This window comes from Rhodopseudomonas infernalis (genome assembly GCF_022271405.1).
Lineage (GTDB): Bacteria > Pseudomonadota > Alphaproteobacteria > Rhizobiales > Xanthobacteraceae > Rhodopseudomonas > Rhodopseudomonas infernalis.
In genome coordinates this window covers 1-15,367 of record NZ_JAJNAL010000070.1, presented here as the reverse complement: position 1 = coordinate 15,367, position 15,367 = coordinate 1, and the positions used below count along the sequence as shown (strand labels likewise).

13 protein-coding genes and 1 pseudogene are annotated in these 15,367 nt (G+C 67.7%); 10 read left to right on the top strand and 4 right to left on the bottom strand.

Annotated elements, in window-relative coordinates; translation table 11 throughout:
* Positions 1-177: 177 nt before the first annotated feature.
* From LPW26_RS24780 to LPW26_RS24765, 4 genes are all read left to right on the top strand, one after another.
* Positions 178-2,508, top strand: coding sequence for a xanthine dehydrogenase family protein molybdopterin-binding subunit (locus LPW26_RS24780; RefSeq protein WP_238738428.1), 2,331 nt, complete (start codon positions 178-180; stop codon positions 2,506-2,508).
* A gap of 217 nt (positions 2,509-2,725) precedes the next feature.
* On the top strand, positions 2,726-3,340 hold the full coding sequence (locus LPW26_RS24775; protein ID WP_238738427.1) for a LemA family protein: 615 nt from the start codon (positions 2,726-2,728) through the stop codon (positions 3,338-3,340).
* Positions 3,341-3,354: 14 nt separating this feature from the next.
* Entirely contained in the window at positions 3,355-4,269 is a 915-nt protein-coding gene (locus LPW26_RS24770; protein ID WP_238738426.1) for a TPM domain-containing protein, read from the top strand.
* A 14-nt stretch (positions 4,270-4,283) separates the two neighbouring features.
* Positions 4,284-4,781 (top strand): TPM domain-containing protein, encoded by a 498-nt coding sequence (locus LPW26_RS24765; protein ID WP_238738425.1) that lies wholly within the window; start codon positions 4,284-4,286, stop codon positions 4,779-4,781.
* Positions 4,782-4,792: 11 nt separating this feature from the next.
* Here LPW26_RS24765 and LPW26_RS24760 read toward each other — a convergent pair whose 3' ends face one another.
* Positions 4,793-5,023 (bottom strand): DUF2798 domain-containing protein, encoded by a 231-nt coding sequence (locus tag LPW26_RS24760; protein WP_238738424.1) that lies wholly within the window; start codon positions 5,021-5,023, stop codon positions 4,793-4,795.
* A 131-nt stretch (positions 5,024-5,154) separates the two neighbouring features.
* Here LPW26_RS24760 and LPW26_RS24755 point away from each other — a divergent pair, with 131 nt between their 5' ends.
* Together LPW26_RS24755 and LPW26_RS24750 are read left to right on the top strand one after the other, a co-directional pair.
* Entirely contained in the window at positions 5,155-5,595 is a 441-nt protein-coding gene (locus tag LPW26_RS24755; RefSeq protein ID WP_238738423.1) for an RrF2 family transcriptional regulator, read from the top strand.
* Between the two features lie 10 nt (positions 5,596-5,605).
* Positions 5,606-6,497, top strand: a pseudogene (locus LPW26_RS24750) (NAD(P)/FAD-dependent oxidoreductase).
* Between the two features lie 48 nt (positions 6,498-6,545).
* Here the strand turns inward: LPW26_RS24750 and LPW26_RS24745 are convergent.
* Entirely contained in the window at positions 6,546-7,157 is a 612-nt protein-coding gene (locus tag LPW26_RS24745; protein WP_238738422.1) for a glutathione S-transferase family protein, read from the bottom strand.
* 201 nt (positions 7,158-7,358) lie between these two features.
* On the opposite strand from LPW26_RS24745, the gene LPW26_RS24740 reads away from it, so the two are divergent.
* The 3 genes from LPW26_RS24740 to LPW26_RS24730 all read left to right on the top strand — a co-directional run bounded on the left by LPW26_RS24740 (position 7,359) and on the right by LPW26_RS24730 (position 10,117).
* Positions 7,359-8,318, top strand: a complete 960-nt coding sequence (locus tag LPW26_RS24740) for a hypothetical protein (RefSeq protein WP_238738421.1) — start codon at positions 7,359-7,361, stop codon at positions 8,316-8,318.
* Between the two features lie 111 nt (positions 8,319-8,429).
* The gene (locus LPW26_RS24735) at positions 8,430-9,932 is read left to right on the top strand and encodes a hypothetical protein (protein WP_238738420.1); all 1,503 of its coding nucleotides are present in this window, start codon (positions 8,430-8,432) and stop codon (positions 9,930-9,932) included.
* Positions 9,933-9,964: 32 nt separating this feature from the next.
* Positions 9,965-10,117, top strand: coding sequence for a hypothetical protein (locus LPW26_RS24730; protein ID WP_238738419.1), 153 nt, complete (start codon positions 9,965-9,967; stop codon positions 10,115-10,117).
* Here LPW26_RS24730 and LPW26_RS24725 read toward each other — a convergent pair whose 3' ends face one another.
* Both LPW26_RS24725 and putA read right to left on the bottom strand, forming a co-directional pair.
* Positions 10,118-11,323: a CaiB/BaiF CoA transferase family protein gene (locus LPW26_RS24725; protein ID WP_238738418.1), complete on the bottom strand. Its 1,206-nt coding sequence runs from the start codon at positions 11,321-11,323 to the stop codon at positions 10,118-10,120. It abuts the gene before it with no gap.
* Positions 11,324-11,485: 162 nt separating this feature from the next.
* Positions 11,486-14,491 (bottom strand): bifunctional proline dehydrogenase/L-glutamate gamma-semialdehyde dehydrogenase PutA, encoded by a 3,006-nt coding sequence (gene putA / locus LPW26_RS24720; protein WP_238738417.1) that lies wholly within the window; start codon positions 14,489-14,491, stop codon positions 11,486-11,488.
* Positions 14,492-14,627: 136 nt separating this feature from the next.
* Here putA and LPW26_RS24715 point away from each other — a divergent pair, with 136 nt between their 5' ends.
* Positions 14,628-15,278 (top strand): hypothetical protein, encoded by a 651-nt coding sequence (locus LPW26_RS24715; RefSeq protein ID WP_238738416.1) that lies wholly within the window; start codon positions 14,628-14,630, stop codon positions 15,276-15,278.
* Positions 15,279-15,367 lie beyond the last annotated feature (89 nt).

Genomic DNA, 15,367 nt, shown 5'->3' with positions numbered 1-15,367 from the left:
CCCCCCCCCCCCCCCCCCCCCCCCCCCCCCCCCCCCGGGCGCCCCCCCCCCCCCCCCCCCCCCCCCCCCCGGGGGAGGGGAGGTTGGGCGCTCTGCTCGTGGCATCCCGTGCCCCTCTTGGCGTACCGCTGCCTTCTCCGCTAAAACCCCCTCAAGCAAGCAACAAAAGGAAGCGGCATGAACATTCTTCCCGGCTCCATGCGGTTCGGCGCGGGCCAGCCCGTCAAGCGTCTCGAGGATCAGCGTCTGGTCACCGGGCACGGCGGCTATCTCGACGACAAGCCCGCCGACGGCGCGCTGTGGCTGGTGATCATGCGGTCGTCGCATGCCCACGCAAAGCTTGTCTCGATCGACGTCGAGGCGGCGCGGGGCATGCCGGGAGTGGAGGCGGTGCTGACCGGCGCCGACCTCGTTGCCGACGATGTCGGCACGATCCCGACGCTGCCGATCTTCAAGCGCCCGGACGGCTCGCCTATGGCGCTGCCGCCGCGCCGGCTGCTGGCGCATGAGAAGGTCCGCTTCGTCGGCGAGCCCGTCGCCGCCGTGGTGGCGACATCGCGCGACGCCGCCCAGGCGGCGGCCGAAGCCATCATGGTCGATTATGACGAACTGCCGGCGGTGACCGATCCGACCGCGGCGATCCAGCCGGGCGCGCCGGTGGTGTACGACACGGCGCCCGACAACATCGTCGCGGCGATGAGCTATGGCGACGCCGCCAAGGTCGACGAGGCGTTCGCCAACGCAGCCCACACCGTGGCGCTCGACATCGTCAGCCAGCGTCTGATCCCCTCGGCGATGGAGCCGCGCTCCACCATCGCAGAAATCGAGAAGAAGACCGGCCGGCTGATCCTGCATGTGCAGTCGCAGACCCCGGCCCAGACCCGCGACGCGCTCGCCGATGCGATCCTGAAGCGGCCGAAGGAATCGATCCAGGTGCTGGTCGGCGACATTGGCGGCGGCTTCGGCCAGAAGACCGGCGTCTACCCCGAGGACGCACTTGTCGCCTATGCGGCGGTGAAGCTAGGCAAGAAGATCCGCTGGCGCGGCGATCGCACCGACGAATTCGTCGGCGGCACCCACGGCCGCGACCTGACCTCGACCGCGTCGATCGCGCTCGACGCCAAGGGCAAGGTGCTGGCCTATCGGGTGACCTCGATCGGCGGCACCGGTGCTTATCTCGCGGGTGCCGGCGTGATCATTCCGCTGGTGCTCGGCCCGTTCGTGCAGACCGGCGTGTACGACCTGCCGCTGGTGCATTTCGACATTAAGGCGGTGATGACCCACACCGCGCCGGTCGGTGCCTATCGCGGCGCCGGGCGCCCCGAGGCGGTGTATATCATCGAGCGGCTGATGGATGCGGCGGCACGCCAGCTCAAGATGGATCCGCGCGCGATCCGCAAGGCCAACTACATCAAGCCGGCACAGCTGCCCTACACCAACGCGGTGGGCCAGGTTTACGATTCCGGCGCCTTCGCCCACATGATGGAGCGCGCCGCCGAGTTGTCCGACTGGGACGGATTCAAGGCGCGCAAGAAGGAAGCGCAGAAGAAGGGCCTGCTCTACGGCCGCGGCGTCACCAGCTATATCGAGTGGACCGGTGGCCGCGCCCACACCGAGAACGTCAAGCTGCACGCCACCGCCGAAGGCCGCATCGTGTTGCATTCGGGCACGCAGGCGATGGGGCAGGGGCTGGAGACCACCTACAGCCAGATGATCGCGCAGGCACTCGATATCCCGATCGAGCAAATCGACATCGTGCAGGGCAACACCGATCTGGCGCAGGGCTTCGGCAGCGTCGGCTCGCGCTCGCTGTTCGTCGGCGGTACCGCGGTTGCGGTGTCGACCGTCGATATGATCGCCAAGGCACGCGAGAAGGCCGCCAACATCCTCGAAGCCTCGATCGAGGATATCGAGTATGCGGGCGGAACGCTGACGATCGCCGGCACCGACCGCAAGATCAGCCTGTTCGAGATCGCCGCCAAGGAGAAGGGCGCCCGGCTCAGCGTCGACACCACCGGTGAGGTCGACGGTCCGAGCTGGCCGAACGGCGCCCATATCTGCGAAATCGAGATCGATCCGGATACCGGCGTGTCGCGCGTCGTGCGCTACACCACCGTCGACGACGTCGGCAACGCGGTGAACCCGATGCTGGTCGCCGGCCAGATCCACGGCGGCGTCGCGCAGGGCGTCGGCCAGGCGCTGTATGAAAGCGCGGCCTATAATCCCGATGGCCAACTGCTGACGGCGAGCTATCAGGACTACTGCATCCCGCGCGCCGACAATCTGCCGCCGATCAACGTCACGCTCGATCCCTCGGCGCCGTGCCGGACCAACCCGCTCGGCGCCAAGGGCTGCGGCGAATCCGGCGCGATCGGCGGCCCGCCCTGCATCGTCAGCGGCGTGCTCGACGCGCTCGCCCCGCTGGGCGTCACCTCGCTGAATACGCCGCTGACCCCGGAAAAGGTCTGGCGGGCGATCCAGGACGCGAAGGCTGCGCAGGCAGCCTGATAGCACCACCGCACCACGTCATGCCCGCGCTTGTCGCGGGCATCCACGTCTTTTCGCGTGGCACAGCGTGGACGGCCGGAACAAGTCCGGCCATGACGGTATTCGGACCAAAGCATGGCTTCGTTCTGAACCGCTTGAGAACCATATCCGTCCAACGACCGACAAATAATTGCGCCGCGCATGCTATGCTGCGCGGGTTCGCGTGGGGGAGAGATCGATGCGGAAGTTCCTGACGGTGCTGGCGGCGCTCGCTACGCTCAGCCTGACCAATTGCGGCTACAACACTATCCAGAGCGAAGACCAAGAGGTGAAGTCGACCTGGTCGGAGGTGGTGAACCAGTATCAGCGCCGCGCCGACCTGGTTCCCAATCTGGTCAATTCGGTGAAGGGCTTCGCGCAGCAAGAGAAGGACGTGCTGCTCGGCGTCACCAATGCCCGCGCCAAGGTCGGCAGCGTGCAGGCGACGCCGGAGGTGCTAAACGATCCGGCCGCCTTCCAGAAGTTCCAGCAGGCCCAGGGCGAGCTGTCCAGTGCGCTGTCGCGGCTGCTGGTCGTCACCGAAAACTATCCGCAGCTCAAATCCGACGCGCTGTTTACTAATTTGATGGCGCAGCTCGAGGGTACCGAGAACCGCATCACGGTGGCGCGCAATCGCTACATCAAGGCGGTGCAGGCCTATAACGTTACGGTGCGATCGGTGCCGACCAACTTCACCGCGATGATGTTTGGCTACAAGGAGAAGCCGAACTTCACGGTCGAAAATGAGAAGGACATCTCGACCGCGCCCAAGGTCGACTTCAATCCGACGCCAGCGCCGGCTCCGGCGAAGTAAGCGGGACTGCGGCGATGAGCGCCGTGCGAGCCTCCGTTGTCGCGTTGCTGCTGTGCTTCGTCATGGCGGCATCCGCGCCATTCGCGCGCGCCGACGTCGCGGTGCCGCAGCTCAGCGGCCGCGTCGTCGACCAGACCGGCACGCTGTCTAGCGACGCGATTGCGCGGCTGGATCAGAAGCTGAAGGCGTTCGAGGACCGCAAGGGCAGCCAGATCGCGGTGCTGATCGTGCCGACGACGCAACCCGAGGCGATCGAGCAGTTCTCCATCCGCGTCGCCGAAGCCTGGAAGATCGGCCGCAAGAAGGTCGATGACGGCGCCATCCTGCTGGTCGCCAAGAACGATCGCAAGCTGCGGATCGAGGTCGGCTACGGCCTCGAAGGCGCGCTGCCGGACGTCACCGCCAAGCGCATCATCGACGAGATCATCACGCCGAAATTCAAGAGCGGCGATTTCGAAGGCGGCATCGAGGCCGGCGTCGACCGCATGATCAGCGTGATCGATGGCGAGCCGCTGCCGAAGCCGGAACCGCAGCACGAATGGGCGGCGCCGGAATCGATCGATGAGATCTCCGGCTGGGCGATCCCGCTGCTGTTCGGCACACTGATCATCAACGGTTTCCTGAAGGCCGCGCTGGGACGCGCGGCGGCGTCCGGCGTCACGGGTGTCGTCGTGGGCGGCGTCGCTTTGGTGTTCGGCCTCGCCTGGTACATCGCGCTGGTCGCCGGGTTTGCGGCCTTCCTGTTCGCGCTGTTCATCGACCTGTTCGGCGGGCCGATGATGACCTCCGGGCGGCGCGGTGGCGGTTTCTCCGGCGGCACCTGGTCGGGCGGCAGCAGCGGCTCGTCGTGGTCCGGGGGATCGAGCAGCGGCGGCTTCAGCGGCGGGGGCGGCAGTTTCGGAGGCGGCGGCGCCTCCGGCAGTTGGTGAGCGGGAGCGGGCGAATGGGCATCCGGCGCATCGGCAAGCATCTCTTCAGCAGCCGCGGCAAGGTCGCGCGGGCCTTCCCGCCGACGTCGCTCGACGCCATCGAACGCGCCATCAAGGCCAGCGAGGCGCAGCACGCCGGCCAGATCCGCTTCGTGGTCGAAGGCGCGCTCGACAACGCGCCGCTGTTTCGCGACCAGCCGGCGCGCGAGCGTGCGCTCGACATTTTCTCGCAACTGCGTATCTGGGATACCGAGCAAAACAACGGCGTGCTGATCTATCTGCTGCTCGCCGACCGCGACGTCGAGATCATCGCCGACCGCGGCATTCATGTCCGGGTCGGCGATGACAGCTGGGAGAGCATCTGCCGCGAGATGGAGAGCGCCTTCCGCGAAGGCCGCTTCGAAGCCGGCGTGCTGCGCGGCATCGAACTGATCACCGCGCATCTGGCGACGCATTTCCCCAACGACGGCTCCGGCACCAACGAATTGTCCGACGCGCCTGTAGTCGTGTGACGCGGCGGCCGTCAGTCTTCCGTCGTCAGCACCAGCGTCAGGCGCCGCAGCAGTGGGGCGGCGAACAGCACGACGGGCAGCATCACCGCCCACGACGCGGCCCACGCGCCGAACCAATGCTCCAGGAAAGTCTGATCGCTCACGAATGGTACGCTGGCGATCATCGAGGCGACCGACGTGGTGATACCAGACTGCAGCACCGCATAGATGAAGTGGCTGTACCTGCGTGGGATACCGAGCATGAGCGAACTCGCCTGGGGCTGATCGGCAGATGGGTGAGTAGTCCACGAAGCAAGTGGCATGCCAGCGCGCTGGAACGAGGCTGTCAGCGAAGGCCTTGCGTCTCGGGTTAAATCGTAATAATTGAAGTTACATGAAAAGAGACAGCCGCCTGTCATCGGTCCTCCACGCCCTTTTGCACATGGCTGAGCACAAGGAGCCGATGACGTCCGAGCAACTGGCCGCCTGCATGTGCACGAACCCGGTGGTGGTGCGGCGGACGATGGGATTGCTGCGCGACGCAGGGCTCGTCTCGTCGGAGCGGGGGCCGTCGGGCGGTTGGACGATCACCGCCGACCTCGCGAAGGTCACCTTGCGCGATCTGCACGCAGCCCTCGGCGAGCCGGCCATCTTCGCGATCGGCAATCGCAACGAGACGCCCGGCTGTTTGGTCGAGCAGGCGGTGAATGCAGCGCTCGATGGCGCCTTCGCCGATGCGGAGGCGCTGCTGCTCGAACGTTTCGCCAAAGTGACGCTGGCCAAGCTGTCGGCCGACTTCAACCGACGCCACGCGGCGCATCGCGCCCGCAGCTAGAGGAAAAGACATGCAGCACGACGTCATTGTGATCGGCGGCAGCTATTCAGGTATGGCGGCTGCGCTTCAGTTGCTTCGCGCTCGCCGCAGCGTATTGGTGATCGATGCCGGTCAGCGCCGAAACCGGTTCGCCGCGCACTCGTACGGCTTCCTCGGGCAGGACGGCGCCGACCCAGCCGACATCGCCGCAGCCGCGCGGCGGCAGCTCGAGACTTATCCGACGCTGACCTGGATCGACGGCCTGGCCGAAACCGCATCCGGACAGAAGGACGACTTCGTCGTGATGCAGCAGCAGGGTGCTCAGCATCGCGGACGCCGACTGCTGTTCGCGACCGGGGTCTCGGACACGTTGCCGGACATCGAGGGCTTGCAGGACCGCTGGGGTGTCAGCGTCTTTCTGTGTCCGTACTGCCATGGCTACGAACTCGATAACGGCCGCATCGCCGTGATCGCGATCGGCCCGATGTCGCTGCACCAGGCGCAGCTGCTGCCCGAATGGGGCGAGGTCACGTTGTTCACCAATCAGGCGGTCACGATCGACGACGCATCCCGCGCCGATCTCGAAGGCCGCGGCGTCGTGATCGAGCCCGCCCCGATCGCACGGATTGAAGGCCACGCCGACGTCGTCCTCAGTGACGGCCGCAAGCTTCCGTTCGCCGGCATCTTCACGGCATCGCGGAACATGCCGGCCAGCCCGATCGCGGAGTTGATGGGCTGCGCGCTCCACGACACGCCGTTCGGAGCGCAGATCAAAACCGACGATGCGAAACAGACCACCGTGCCGGGGGCGTTTGCCTGCGGCGACGCGGCGCGGGTGCCGCATTCGCTGTCGCTAGCGGTCGGAGACGGCGCGTGGGCCGGCGCCAATCTCCCATCGGTCATTGGTGTGGCCCGGCGCCTGAGCCGGTCCATCCGCTTGCGCCGAAGCGCCGCATCAAGAGTCGCGAAGGTCAGGCCTTTGCCGAGGGCCGCGCCGCGATCCGCTTGTGCCAGTCGACCAGCACGGTGTTGCCCGGGGCGAGCGGCTGGCCGACCTGCGCGCCGAAATCGATCCAGCCATAGAGAAACAGATCGGCCATCGTAAAGCGCGACCCGCAGACGAATTCCTTGCCCTGCATCTGCTCGTTCATCCATTGAAGCCGATGCGCGGCCATCTGCTTCAGCCCGGGCGCGGCGTCGGGGAAGCACGGTACGCGATCCTTGAACATCCTGAGCCCCTCGCTGAAGCGGAAGCCGTTGGCCAGCGGCTCGCAGATCGTCAGATCGATGCGCCGCGTCCACATGCGACATTCTGCGCGTTCTTCGGCAGTGCTGCCGATCAGCGGCGGCGTCGGATGCTTCTCTTCGAGATATTCGCAGATCGCGGTGATCTCCGACAAAAAGCTGCCATCGTCGAGTTCCAAGGTCGGTGTCTGCCCGTGCGGATTGCGCGCCAGATGCTCGGGCTTGCGGTTCTCACCGGAGCGGATGTCGATGGTCTGGGTCGGGATCGTCAGGCCCTTCTCGGCGATGAACATGCGCACCAGGCGAGGATTGGGTCCGATCGAATCGTACAGCTTCATGGTCGTCTCCCTGCATCGGCGACTTGGCGCGCCTTGATCAGCATCTGTCCTAACCCGGGACGGCGCTCGGCGCAAAGCCGGCGAGACGGTCCCTGCTGCCCGCAGCGGTGATTCCTAAAATTTTGGTAAGCACCGGGGGTAGTAACGAATTCGCAAGTAATCAAAGTTACCGAATGGTCAAGCGGACAAGGAGGATTTGACGTGGACGAACAGCGCAAAGAGCCCAACAGCGAAGAGCAGGCTGGCGCCGGCATTGCATCGTCCGCGTCGGCCGCGGGCGATGACAATGCCGCTGCCCACGCGGGCGGCGCCGAGCCATCTGACGAGTCGACTGAGCAGCCCGCCGCGCCTGGCAATCAGGTCGAGCGGATCAAGGACAAGGCCGCGACGGCCCGAGACGCCGATCGCCTCGGCAAGGTCACCATCATGGCGCCGCCGCGCCAGGAGAATTGGTACCGTAACTGGGACGACGAGATCGAAGTCGAAGCGCCGGAGGAGCCGGCCGACGCCGGCCGGTCGCACAACAAGCGTCAGCTGGCGCTGATCGCCGTCGCGGTGGTGCTGGCGGCGTTCGCGGGTGCCGCCGGTGGCGCATTGACCAACGCCAACCTGTTCCAATCCGGCAGCACCGAGACAGCGACAAAAGCGCAGACTCAGGCTCAGGCGCTGGACGCGCAGGTCGCCAAGCTGCAGACCGAAGTCGCCGCACTGAAGGCCAGCGTCGATCAGGCCGCCAAGGCCACCAGCGCGCAGATCGGCAAGGCAACGGATCGGCTCGAGAAGATCGAGAAGGCCCAGGCCGAGCCGACGCAGAAGATCGCCAAGCTGACCGAGACGGTCGAAAAGCTGCGGACAGCGCAGGCCGAGAAGCCGGCGCCTGCGCCAGCACCGACGCAGGTCGCTTCGGCGGCTCAGGATGTCACCGGCTCTGTGTCGCCGAAGCCCGCCCAGAAGCCCACCGAGGTCAACCGGCTGCCGACCATCGACGGCTGGGTGCTACGCGACGTCTATGACGGTGGTGCTGTGGTGGTTGGACGCGAGGGCACCTTCGAGGTCTATGCCGGCGACCCGCTGCCGGGTCTCGGCCGGGTCGACGCGATCCGGCGACAGGACGGGCGCTGGGTGGTGGTGACGAGCCGCGGCCTGATCGTCGCGCGCTGATCATCACGAAGTCTTTGCGAGGGCGCGGCGTGGCAGACACGCCGCGCCCTTTTGCTTTAGGCTGCCGTCGCGGCGCCGGGGAGGATCGCGCGCCGGTTCGGGAGCGCGCACGTGCGACGCCTGTTGGCTATGATGCTGATGATCGGGTGTCTCGTCCCGCTCCCCGCGGCGGCGGCCGACGCTGCGTCGCCCGTCCTGGCGGTGACCGATGCGTTGGCGCTGCGCGAACTCGACATACGCGAGCAGCACGACGCGACCGCGCCGCATCCCGGCTTCGGCCTGCGGCAGACGCTCGATCCGTCGTCGGCCGGATCGATCAGCAACGATCGTTTGTTCGCGCTGCCGGTCCTGAGCGGCCTTCGCACGGCGCTGGACGATGAATTCCAGCGCTACCGCGAGGCGCCGACGGCCGCGCGCTGGAAGCTGGTCGATCGCGACAAGCTCGAAGCACAGACCACGCGCTTCGTGCTCGCCGGCGTGGTCGCCCGGATCGATCGCGGCTTTGTGGCGGCCGATGGCTGCGGCGAGGTCCGGCTGATCTATCGGCCGATCCACGAGATCGACGGCACCGCCCAGCGGCTGCCGATGACGCTGAACCTGGTGCTACGTGCCCGCGGCGCGGACGGCGCGCTCAGCTGCCGCGAGGTGGCGCGGCGCTGGCTTGCGGCGGCGGCATGGCCACAGACCGGCGCCGACCGCGCGCGCCGCCTGATGGCGGCGGATGGCCCGCTCGCACCGCTCGGTCCCGACTCGATCGATCGGCTCGAACTCAATCTGCAGATCGCGACCGCGGGCGACGCGGCCGCCGGCGAGTTTCGCGCGGACTATCTGCTCCAAGTCTTCCGGTTCGATCGTGCGAGCGGCCGCTATCAGGTCGCCGCGATGGAGAACCAGATCGACCGCGACCGTTTGATCGCCGATCGCGAACTGGGGCAGGCGTTCAAGCACTGGCTGCTGCAGCCGGACCAACTCGCCGCGTTCGATCGCGGCACGCTGATCATCCCGGAGACCTATCTGGCGCGCCGCGCGATCGCCGCGACACCGACAGCCTTCTCGCATGCACCCGAGCGACCGGCCGCGGGACTTGCGGGCCCGGCCACCGCCGATCCATTGATCAGCGACGCCGACATCGTCGCGGCGCTGCAACGCGCCGCCGAGCGCGGCGTGGCATTTCAGGCCATCCGGTCGCCGGCGGGTTTCGAGCGGCGGCTCAACGACATCACCTGTTCGGGCTGTCACCAGACCCTCGGCATCGGCGGCTTTCATGTCCCCGGTGTCGATTGGACCGCCGAGCCCACGCGCCGCATCGCCGCGCCGGGGTCGCCGCATTTCGTCGCTGATCAGCAGCGCCGCCGCGCCATTGCGGCCGCGGTGGCGGAGGGGCGTGCGCCCGACTACACGCGCGGCTTCACCGATCGGCCGGAGCTGCATGGCTCGGCCGTGAACGACGATGAACCGCGCAACGGCTGGGGCGCCGCCTGCGGTCTGCCCGGCGCGGGCGGCGGCGTCGATCCGAGCTTTCGGAACTGGACCTGCGCGGCGGGGTTGAGCTGTCAGCCGGCCGGCGGCACCACCGCATTTCCGATCGGCATGTGCATCGTCGCGCCGCGCTGACTGCGTGTTCGGCTTGATCGAGGGAGGCGGCAGTGACCGATCCAAACACCAAGCAGATCAATCGCGAGATGGCCGACAACGAGAGTGCGCGGCAGACCGCGAGCTCCGTCCGGATTTCCACCTTTGCGATCGCCATCACCATCGTGATCGCGCTCGCCGTGTTCGGCTGGATGTTCTTCCGCTGATTATCCGATGGCGCCGGACGCGCGGAGCGCCTTGATGGCCGTGTCGTCGTAGCCGGCGCTGCGCAGCACCTCGTCGCTATGCTCGCCGAGAGCCGGCGGCAGCCGCGGCCGGGTCTTGGCGCTGCCTTCGACCCAGATCGGGCTGTTGACGGTCAACATCGTGGTGTTTTCGAACGGCACCAGCACTTCGTTCTCGATCATCTGCCGGTCGCCTGGAATGTCGTCGAGAATGCCGACGACGCCGAACACCAGGCCGTTGCCGTCGAGCGCTTTGCGCCAGTCGGCGAGGTCGCGCGTCGCGAAGATCTCGTCGAAGATCGCGATCAGTTCGATCGAGCGGGCATGCCGGTCGGGCTTGGTGGCGAAGCGCGGATCGTCGGTGAGATCTTCACGGCCGAGGCAGCGCGTCAGCGCCGGCCATTGCTTCTCTTCGTTGAGCAGCGACAGGATCAGCCAGCGGCCGTCGCGGCAGCGATAGTGATTGGCCACCGCGTTGAGCGCGCGCTCGCGCGGCCGCCGCTCCTGAAATTCGGCGCCGACCAGCTTGGCCTGCGCCAGCACGCTGGACGACCAGATGCCGTTGGCCATCAGATTGGACTTCACCTCGCTGCCCTTGCCGCTGCGCTCGCGCTTGTACAGCGCGGTGACGATCGCGCCGTACAGCGCCATCGCGCAGGGATGATCGCCCATCCCGGCGACCGAGCGCGCCGGCGTCGAGTCTTCGTCGGCACGAACCAGATCCATCAGGCCGGAGCGCGCCCACCAGGCATTGCTGTCGAAGCCCGGCTTGTCGGCTTCCTCGCCGCGCTCGCCATAGCCGGTGAAGCTCGCATAGATCAGCCGCTCGTTGAGCGGCGCCAGATCCGCATAGGTGATGCCGAGCCGTGCACGCACCGGCGGCGGGAAGTTGGTGATGAACACGTCGGCCTCGGCGACCAGCCTGCGCAGCACCTCCTTGCCCTCGGGCTTGGCGAGGTCGAGTGCGAGGCTCCGCTTGTTGCGCGCCTCCAGCATCCACGCGTAGTTGTGCTCGCTGCGCGGATAGCCCGGCAGGTTCGGCAGATTGCGATAGGGATCGCCGGCTCCCGGCGGTTCGATCTTGATGACGTCGGCACCGAAATCGGACAGCACGGTCGCAGCCGCGGGCGCCGCAATGAAACTGGCGCAGTCGAGCACCTTGAGTCCCTTGAAGATGCCGTCATCCATGCTGCGTAGCTCCCAGAGTTTCTTGGTTTTCGTCGCCCGGAATTCGCGCCGCAACGCGTCGGACGTGCCTTGGCATATGACCCGGCTTCGCCGCGTGATGCAACATTCCACCCCGCATGGACGTCATCCCCAACCATGCGAGTCCGCGTCGGAATGACGGCTCTACGCCTCGCCCGCCAGCAGCGCGGCATTGCCGCCCGCGGCCGCGGTGTTGATCGACACCGTCTGTTCCAGCGCGAACCGCGGCAGATAATGCGGGCCGCCGGCTTTCGGCCCGGTCCCCGACAGGCCGGAGCCGCCGAACGGCTGCACGCCGACCACCGCGCCGATCATGTTGCGGTTGACGTAGATGTTGCCGGTCGGCAGCCGTGCGGCGATACGCGCCACAGTGTCATCGATCCGCGATTGCACGCCGAGCGTCAGCGCGTAGCCGCTCGCCGCGATGGCGTCGAGCACGGTGCCGAGTTCCGAAGCGCGATAGCGCACGACGTGGAGGATCGGGCCGAACACCTCCTCCGTCAGTTCCGCGGCGCTGCGGAGCTCAAAGATGTGCGGCGCCACATAGCAGCCGTCGTTCGGGGCCTGCCCGGCGAAATGCAGCCGCGCGCTGCCCTTCATCTTCGCGATGTGCGCATCGAGCTTGGCCTTCGCGGCGGCGTCGATCACCGGGCCGATCTGCGTGGCTGCGTCGCGCGGATCGCCGAGGGAGAGTTCGCGTGCGCTGCCGGCGATCAGCGCGATCATCCGGTCGGCGACGTCGTCCTGTACGAACAGCAGCCGCAGCGCCGAGCAGCGCTGGCCGGCTGAGCGGAACGCCGACGCGACGACGTCGTCGGCGACCTGCTCGGGCAGCGCGGTGGCGTCGACGATCATCGTGTTGATGCCGCCAGTCTCGGCGATCAGCGGCACGATCGGTCCATCCTTTGCGGCGAGCGCGCGGTTGATCGCGCGCGCCGCCTCGGTCGAACCGGTGAACACCACGCCGGCGATGCCCGGATGCGCGACCAGCGCCGCGCCGACCGCGCCGTCGCCCTGGACGAGATGCAACGCCTCGCGCGGCACACCGGCGTCGTGCAGCAGCTGCACGGCGGCCTTCGCGATCGCCGGCGTCTGCTCCGCCGGCTTGGCCACCACGGCATTGCCGGCCATCAGTGCCGCCGTCACCTGGCCGAGGAAGATCGCCAGCGGAAAATTCCACGGACTGATCGCCACGAACACGCCGCGGCCGCGCAGCCGTAGCGTATTGGTCTCGCCGGTGGGGCCGGGCAGCACGACGCCATCGGCGAACAGGCGACGGCCCTCCGCCGCATAGTAGCGGCAGTAATCGATCGCCTCGCGGACTTCCGCGACGCAATCATCCAGCGTCTTGCCGCCTTCATCCTGCAGCAGCGCGATGAAGCTGGCACGCCGCTGCTCCAGGAGGTCGCCGGCGCGCTCCAGCACGGCCGCGCGGATCTCGGCGGGCGTGCTGCTCCAGCTTTCAAACCCGTCACGGGCTGCGGCGATCGCCCCGGCGACCTGCTGCGGTATGGCCGGTGACAGCGCGGGCAGCGGCCGCCGCGCCGCGTCGATCTCGCCGCACAGCGTCTGCAACGCCGCCCGGTCACCGAACTCGACGCCGCGCGAGTTGCTGCGCAGCGGCCGATACAGATCGCGCGGCATCGCGATCTGCTCGCTCCGCGCCTGCCCCGGTGTGCCGATGATCGCGTCCGGGCGCCGCAACAGCTCGGCGATGTCGACCCGATCGTCGCCGGCTTGCGCCACGAAGGACGAGTTGGCGCCGTTCTCCAGCAGCCGCCGCACCAGATAGGCCAGCAGGTCGCGATGGCCGCCGACCGGCGCGTAGATCCGGCAGGCCAGGCCGGGGTGATCGGCGAGTAGCCGCGCATACAGCGCTTCGCCCATGCCGTGCAGCCGCTGGAATTCATAGCCGTCGGCGTTGCCGGCGAGCTCCAGCACGGTCGCGACCGTCAGGGCGTTGTGGCTGGCGAATTGCGGAAAGATCCGCGGCCGCAGCGCCAGCAGCCTCTGCGAACAATGCACGTAGTTGAGATCGGTCATCGCCTTGCGGGTGAACACCGGATAGTCGTCGAGCCCGCGCTCCTGCGCGCGCTTGATCTCGGTGTCCCAATAGGCGCCCTTGACCAGCCGCAGCATCAGCCGTCGGTCGAAGCGGTCCGCCAGATCGGCGACGTGGTCGATCACTACCGCCGCGCGCTTCTGATAGGCCTGCACGGCGAGGCCGTAGCCGTCCCAGCCGGCGAGCGATGGATCGGCCAGGCAGGCGGCGAACACATCGAGCGACAGTTCGAGCCGGTCGGCCTCTTCGGCATCCACGGTGAAAGCGAGGTCGTGGGACTTCGCCTGGCGGGCCAGGTCGATCAGGCGGGCAGGTAGTTCGCGCATCACCCGGTCGCGGCTGACCGCCTCGAAGCGCGGATGCAGGGCCGACAGCTTCACCGAGATTCCCGGCCGCACCGGCAGCGCCGCGTCGCCGGCCGCGCGCCCGATCGCCGCGATGGCGTGGGCGTAGGAGTCGAAGTAGCGGGCCGCATCCTCAGCGGAGCGCGCGCCTTCGCCGAGCATATCGTAGGAGTAGCGCACGCCGTCGCTTTCATGCGCCTGCGCACGGCCGATTGCCGCCTCGATGGTCTCGCCGAGTACGAAGTGATTGCCGATCAGCCGCATCGCCTGCCGCGTTGCCGCGCGCACCGCCGGCGCGCCGATCCGCTTGGCAAGGCCGGCGAGCGTGCCTTGCGGCGTTTCGCCGGTCTGCACGACCCGCGCCGAGAGGCCGAGCGCCCATGCGGAAGCATTGACCAGCAGCGCGTCCGACTGGACGCGGTGATGCGCGAAATCACCCTGGCCGAGCTTGTCCTCGATGAAGGCGTCGGCCGTGGCGGCGTCGGGGATCCGCAGCAGTGCCTCGGCCAGCACCATCAGCGCCAGGCCCTCCTTGGTCGACAGCGCGTATTCGCGCAGCATCGCCTCGACGCTGCCGAGCCGGTCGCCGGCACGGATCGCGGTGATCAGCGCCGTCGCGGTGGCGTCGATCCGGGCCGCGCCTGCGGCCTCCGGCGGGATCGCGCGCAGCAGCCCAGCTGCAAGCTCCGCATCGTCCGGCGCGTAGGGCGCCGTGAAGGAGGGGATCGGCATTTCGGGCGGCATGGCGGTCCTTGACGAGGCAGGTGTGTGCGGCCCGCATCAGCCTGTGCAGCAAATCGGGCGGCGCCTCACTCCCATATTGGCACCGCGCGCCCGCCACGCTAGCGTTCGGCCGGTTTTCGACAGGGCAAGAGCGGGCATGCGGGCAGGAAAGTTCGGTTGGAACGCGAAGCGCGGCCTTGTCGCGGCGATGGCCGCGTTGATCGCGATCGGTGAGATGCTTGTGCCGGCCTCCGCCGGTCAGCTCAGCCCGCAGGTCGCGCAGCTTTACACGTCGGTTTCGATCAATCCGCCGACAGCGTCCGGCATGACGGTCTGCTACGGCTTCGTCTGCCGCCGCCGTCACGAACTCGCGTTCGGCGCCGGCGATCGCGCGGCGCTGGCGCGGATCATGGCCGCGGGCAAGGCCTCCGCTGCGGCGGAACGAAAGGCGGTGCAGACCGCGGTGGTGTGGCTCGATCGCAGGCTCGGTCCGGTGCTCGGCACCGACAAGCGCATCGCCCGCGCCGATTTCCGTTATTTCGACGACAAGCACAATTACGATTGCTGGGACACCACGCGCAACACCACTAGCCTACTGCTGGTGATGCAGGAATGGGGGCTGCTGAAGTACCACAGCGTCGGCGATCCGAAGTATCGCGGCAACGTGCTGGTGCTGCAGACCCCTCACAACACCGCAGTGCTGGTCGAACGCGCCACCGGTGCCCAGTGGGTCGTCGATATGTGGACCCGCGCCTATGCGCAGGCGCCGGAAGTGATGCCGGTCGATCAGTGGGTCAAGCTCGACTGAGCGCCAGGATAGTCGTGGTCAATATGATGGAAGTGCCCCCCCCCCCCGCCGGGGGGGGCGCCCCCCCCCCCACGACCTAAGAGATACAA

What these genes read in the sequence shown, in the direction of transcription:
- LPW26_RS24780 (WP_238738428.1), top strand. Translation starts at nt 178, where the DNA reads ATGAACATTCTTCCCGGCTCCATGCGGTTCGGCGCGGGCCAGCCCGTC.
- LPW26_RS24775 (WP_238738427.1), top strand. Translation starts at nt 2,726, where the DNA reads ATGCGGAAGTTCCTGACGGTGCTGGCGGCGCTCGCTACGCTCAGCCTG.
- LPW26_RS24770 (WP_238738426.1), top strand. Translation starts at nt 3,355, where the DNA reads ATGAGCGCCGTGCGAGCCTCCGTTGTCGCGTTGCTGCTGTGCTTCGTC.
- LPW26_RS24765 (WP_238738425.1), top strand. Translation starts at nt 4,284, where the DNA reads ATGGGCATCCGGCGCATCGGCAAGCATCTCTTCAGCAGCCGCGGCAAG.
- LPW26_RS24760 (WP_238738424.1), bottom strand. Translation starts at nt 5,023, where the DNA reads ATGCTCGGTATCCCACGCAGGTACAGCCACTTCATCTATGCGGTGCTG.
- LPW26_RS24755 (WP_238738423.1), top strand. Translation starts at nt 5,155, where the DNA reads ATGAAAAGAGACAGCCGCCTGTCATCGGTCCTCCACGCCCTTTTGCAC.
- LPW26_RS24745 (WP_238738422.1), bottom strand. Translation starts at nt 7,157, where the DNA reads ATGAAGCTGTACGATTCGATCGGACCCAATCCTCGCCTGGTGCGCATG.
- LPW26_RS24725 (WP_238738418.1), bottom strand. Translation starts at nt 11,323, where the DNA reads ATGGATGACGGCATCTTCAAGGGACTCAAGGTGCTCGACTGCGCCAGT.
- putA (WP_238738417.1), bottom strand. Translation starts at nt 14,491, where the DNA reads ATGCCGCCCGAAATGCCGATCCCCTCCTTCACGGCGCCCTACGCGCCG.
- LPW26_RS24715 (WP_238738416.1), top strand. Translation starts at nt 14,628, where the DNA reads ATGCGGGCAGGAAAGTTCGGTTGGAACGCGAAGCGCGGCCTTGTCGCG.